Source organism: Vibrio sp. V03_P4A6T147, assembly GCF_002241085.1.
GTDB classification, from domain to species: Bacteria; Pseudomonadota; Gammaproteobacteria; order Enterobacterales; family Vibrionaceae; genus Vibrio; species Vibrio anguillarum.
Window position 1 is genome coordinate 1 of the sequence record NZ_NDIO01000025.1, and the last position, 3533, is coordinate 3533.

A 3533-nucleotide genomic window follows, 5' to 3' on the forward strand; every position below is an offset into this window, starting at 1 on the left:
AGAACACAGTGTATTGATATTCGTGATGCAACTAATTTATCCTTGCCACTAGACTTAGACAGAAATTAATTGGAGCAAATTTCGGCTGCATCAAGTGTAACTAAAATATCAGCCAGCACGGAAAATGGTTTAGGTACTGGCTGAGTTTTCGTGGTTAAACGATTTTAGGTTGGCCGTCGGAAGCGGTAGCGCCACCATCGACGGGTAAATTGACACCATTAATAAACGATGCATCGTCACTGGCTAAGAAGGCCACTGCGGCGGCAATTTCGCTCGGTTCTGCGGCGCGGCCTAGTGCGATGCGCTCGTTAAATTTATCTCTAATCTCTTGCGACCAACCATTGGTCATATTGGTTTTAACTAAGCTTGGGCACACGGCGTTAATTCGCACGCCAGCGGCACCGTGGTCTAACGCCATGGCGCGAGTGAGGTTGACTACCGCGCCTTTACTGGCGCAGTAAAATGCGGCACCCCAGTCGCCACCTAAGCCAGAGACTGAAGCGGTGTTGACTATGGTCCCCTGCGTTTTTAGCAGTTCAGGTAAGGCAAATTTAGAGCAATACACGACGCCATCAATATTCACCGCTGATATTTTCTTCCAATCTTCAACACTGCTTTCTAAGACGGAGCCGGGGATGTGGATGCCCGCATTGTTGACTAAAATGTCGAGCTTACCGAAGCGTGATACGGCGTTATCGATCATAGCTTTTACTTTTTTAGGGTCGGATACGTCAATTACTTGCGCCGCGACGCGTGTTGAGTCAAAAGCTTCGATGGCGGTGGCGAGCTGCTCTTCATTCCAGTCGGCCAGTACTACATTGGCCCCTTCATCATATAAACGCTGTGCTATCGCAAAGCCGATGCCGTTGGCGGCACCCGTGACTAAAGCGACTTTATGGGTTAAACCATTCATATTGTTTCTCCTTCGATATGCTCAAAAATTGGATCTCGATTTTCTTGTGTTCTGGGTAGCATCAACTTGTAGTTGTCGCTGTAATCAACGGGGATAGCGATGACAGCAGGTCCTTGAGTTTCCATGGCTTGATGCAGCATAGGCATCAGTTGATGACGTTCGGTCACGGCAAAGCCTTGCGCGCCAAATGATTCGGCATACGCTTTAAAGTCTATCGGGCCAAATCTGACACCAGAAGGGCGTTGATATTTTGTCATCTCTTGTATCTCGACCATGTTGTAGGCGTTATCGACCCAGATGATATGTACAATGTTGCATTTTAGGCGGACGGCAGTTTCTAACTCCATGCTTGATTGCATGAAGCCACCATCACCAGAAACAGAGACCACTTTGGTGCTGGGTTTAAGCAGGTTTGCACCAATCGCCCAAGGTAGGGCAACGCCCATGGTTTGCTGACCATTTGAAATCAGCATTTGACGGGCGCGAAAACAGCTTAAATAGCGCGCAATCCAGATATGGAAGCTGCCCATATCCAGACACAAGGTGGTGTCTGGGGTAATAATGGATTGCATCGCTTTGATTAAGGTTAATGGATGAAACCCATGCTGAGATTGACGAGTAGGATAGGATTTTATTATCTGCCGCTGTTGTGCCACTTCCTCTAAAATCGATAAGGCTTTGGGAGAGAGGCGTGCGAAATTGGTGACACAATCGATCATATCATCCAGTGATTGAACGATATTGCCGACAATTTCCACACAAGGTTGGTAATTGAGCTGATACTCTGCTGGTTCAATGTCTAAGTGGATGATTGGGGACTGTTTTGCGTTCCAAAGCTCTGGGTCGTACTCGATGGGGTTAAAACCAATAGTGACAATCAGGTCAGCATCTTGCAGCAATACATCTCCGGGCTGATTGTTAAATAAACCTACGCGGCCAGCGAAATGGTGATAATAGTTAATATCAACTGCCCCAGCGGCTTGATAGGTTCCGACTACAGGCAGTTGAGTGGTGCGCAAAAAACGGCTGATGGCTTGAGCATTTTCAGCGCGACTGGCGTGTAAGCCGAGTAAAACGACGCAGCGCTGTGACCGCTCGATTCGGGTAATGGCTTCTTCTATCGCTTCTGGGCTGGCTTGGCTTGAATGAACATTACGTGAGGGAACAATAATATCGGTGAGAGTGTGGTCGGATAACACATCTTGGGGAATGCTAACGAAACACGCCCCCGGCCGGCCTGATTCTGCTGTGCGAAAGGCATTGGCCATCACTTCGCTGGCGGCATCAACATGTTGAATTTCTGCACTGGATTTTGTGATAGAGCGGAAAATACTGACGGTATCCATACTCTGGTGCGTTTGCTTTTGTTGATCTGCTCGTTTGACCGCGCCGCCGATAGCAACCAGCGGGTCACCTTCTGAATTGGCAGTGGCAACCCCTGAAACCAAGTTGCCACAGCCCGGGCCTGAGGTCACCATGGTGACTCCGGCTTTGCCAGTTAAACGGCCGATGACGCCGGCCATAAAGGCCGCATTGGCTTCGTGACGCACTGGGATCATTTGAATATTGGTGTCTTCAATGGCGTCAAATAACCGATCAATTTTGGCCCCCGGAATGCCAAAAATATAGCGGACATCCAAAGATTCCAGCTGTTGAGCGATTAATTGAGCGCCATTTCTAGTGGTAGGTTTTGTATTCATTTTTATACCCTTATTGTTGACTGACGTTGACACTTCTTCACGAAGTGGTGGTGCTATCTGGCGGCTTTTTTCAATTCAATTCTTTTTCTCCTGTTCAGCGCTATTTTTCCGCTTTTTCAATCGCGGTTCGGATGTCATTGGGAGCTAGGTTGGCTTTAAGGAAATCTAGCGAAGTCGGGGTATCAATTACCAAGCGCGATACTTTGCCAATTTGTAAAAAGCCCGACGAAATAGAGTAGTCCTGTATGTGGCCACCGCCTTTTCTATCTTCGGTAATGAAATGTTCGTGATACCCCGGAACGTTAATACCTGTGGTGTACTGCGGGCTTCTAAAACCGGCGATAACGCCTTGTTTGAAGGTGAAATTAAATGTGGGCTGCTCTTTTACAACATCCAACATTGGGCGAAATGGGCGAGTTTGACGCGGCACGGTACGCGTTCTGACAAACTGATATAAACCGTCAATGCGTACTGCGCAGAAAATATTGTCACTGGGTACTAGTTCATCAATCAGATGATGAACGTCAGCACGAGACATTTTAGAGGTGATGGGAACTTCGACATCAGGAGTGAAAAAAGTCATGACGGCGAAGGGAGTTTGCTGCGCTAAGTGTGCGGGGTTAGCCGAACCATCGGCTTTTAATTGGAAAACTTCTTTATCAAACGCGATCAGTTCACCGTCTAATTGATTGAATGTGCCCAAGCCAAAATCGCCATGTTGCAGCAGTTGTTCAACCGTTGTTGCGCCTTCATAAACGCCAGCAATCAACGCACTCATCAACGAAGTTTGGTAAATCTCTCCATCCCCCGTTACATGATGATATTCAGCAAACTCTTTCGCTACATCGAGAGAACAAGCACAAAGCGGAGTGTAGAATCCACGCATGAGAATAACCATTTATGCAATAAAGTGTATATTT

Annotated in this window: 3 protein-coding genes; all 3 read right to left on the reverse strand. The window is 47.4% G+C overall.

The window, feature by feature from the left end; translation table 11 throughout:
• Window positions 1-154 precede the first annotated feature (154 nt).
• The 3 genes from B9J84_RS00815 to budA all read right to left on the reverse strand — a co-directional run bounded on the left by B9J84_RS00815 (window position 155) and on the right by budA (window position 3511).
• Window positions 155-913: an SDR family NAD(P)-dependent oxidoreductase gene (locus B9J84_RS00815; RefSeq protein ID WP_013868131.1), complete on the reverse strand. Its 759-nt coding sequence runs from the start codon at window positions 911-913 to the stop codon at window positions 155-157.
• The gene (alsS, locus tag B9J84_RS00820; RefSeq protein WP_094123306.1) at window positions 910-2613 is read right to left on the reverse strand and encodes an acetolactate synthase AlsS; all 1704 of its coding nucleotides are present in this window, start codon (window positions 2611-2613) and stop codon (window positions 910-912) included. The genes B9J84_RS00815 and alsS overlap by 4 nt, the downstream gene beginning before the upstream one ends.
• 100 nt (window positions 2614-2713) lie before the next feature.
• On the reverse strand, window positions 2714-3511 hold the full coding sequence (gene budA, locus B9J84_RS00825; RefSeq protein WP_069212237.1) for an acetolactate decarboxylase: 798 nt from the start codon (window positions 3509-3511) through the stop codon (window positions 2714-2716).
• Between the last annotated feature and the right edge of the window lie 22 nt (window positions 3512-3533).

What these genes read in the sequence shown, in the direction of transcription:
- alsS (WP_094123306.1), bottom strand. Translation starts at nt 2,613, where the DNA reads ATGAATACAAAACCTACCACTAGAAATGGCGCTCAATTAATCGCTCAA.
- B9J84_RS00815 (WP_013868131.1), bottom strand. Translation starts at nt 913, where the DNA reads ATGAATGGTTTAACCCATAAAGTCGCTTTAGTCACGGGTGCCGCCAAC.
- budA (WP_069212237.1), bottom strand. Translation starts at nt 3,511, where the DNA reads ATGGTTATTCTCATGCGTGGATTCTACACTCCGCTTTGTGCTTGTTCT.